At 49.6% G+C, this 1,087-nt stretch carries 1 protein-coding gene; it reads left to right on the top strand.

Annotation, left to right across the window (positions count from 1 at the left end; all coding sequences use genetic code 11):
* Positions 1-59: 59 nt before the first annotated feature.
* The gene (locus AB1552_14500) at positions 60-1,055 is read left to right on the top strand and encodes a transposase (GenBank protein MEW6054968.1); all 996 of its coding nucleotides are present in this window, start codon (positions 60-62) and stop codon (positions 1,053-1,055) included.
* The last annotated feature ends 32 nt before the right edge of the window (positions 1,056-1,087 follow it).

Here is a 1,087-nt window from a genome sequence, read left to right as displayed (position 1 = left end):
GGGGACGTTCGTGCAGAACGTGCTTGACATGCCAGCGGGTTTGTGAGATATAGGAACACATGCCAAGATTAGCAAGACTGGACGCGCCCGGTATTTTGCACCATGTCATCGGGCGGGGTATAGAGAAAAGAAAGATTTTTCTGAACGACGGCGACCGGGTCGACTTCATTGACCGGCTGGCCAGACTTGTCCAAGAAGGAGCGATAGACGTTTTTGCCTGGGCATTGCTGCCCAATCATTTTCATTTGCTCTGCCGGACCAAAAATCTCCCTTTAGCCACAAGTATGCGAAAACTTCTTACCGGATACGTAGTCAATTTCAATAAACGGCACCGGAGGCACGGACATCTTTTTCAAAACCGCTATAAATCTATAGTCTGCCAGGAGGACCCTTACCTGATAGAATTAGTGCGTTACATTCATCTGAACTTATTGAGAGCTGGAATAGTTAAAGATATTGAGGAATTGAACCGCTGTCCCTGGTCAGGCCATTCCGCCCTGATGGGCAAGACTAAAAGGGAATGGCAGGAGTGTGAGTATGTTTTAGCTCTTTTTGGCAACAGCCGTACCCACCGGCAGAATTACCTGAAGTATATCGAAGAGGGCAGACCATTGGGAAGACGACCGGAGCTGGTCGGCGGGGGATTAATCAGGAGCATGGGGGGTTGGTCAGAGGTTGTATCTCTCAGAGGACGCGGTAAAAAACAAGCATCAGACCAGCGGATTCTTGGAGATAGTGAGTTTGTACAGGAAGTTGTATCCGGTCTTGATGACTTGGTGAAGAGGAATCTGCGGCTGTCCGGGCAGCGGATGGATATTGATAAGCTGGCTGAAACAGTATGCGAAAAACAAGATGTGTCACTTGGTGAACTTCGTTCCGGAAGTCGAAGGCATCCTGTGGTGAAAGCCCGGTGGATTATCTCATGGATTGCGGTAAGAGAACTGGGATATTCGGGTGCTGATGTGGCCAGGTATCTCGGCGTGACGAATTCATGCGTAACCCGGTCGGTATCCTTCAGACCACCTGACGTAGACAGTTACCTTGCGACGTTATGAACGTTCTGCACGAACGTCCCCTCATATGAACC

Source organism: Nitrospirota bacterium (assembly GCA_040754395.1).
In the GTDB taxonomy this organism is placed as follows: domain Bacteria; phylum Nitrospirota; class Thermodesulfovibrionia; order Thermodesulfovibrionales; family SM23-35; genus JBFMCL01.
The sequence above is the reverse complement of the archived record's forward strand: the minus strand, read 5'-3'. Positions and strand labels throughout refer to the sequence as shown.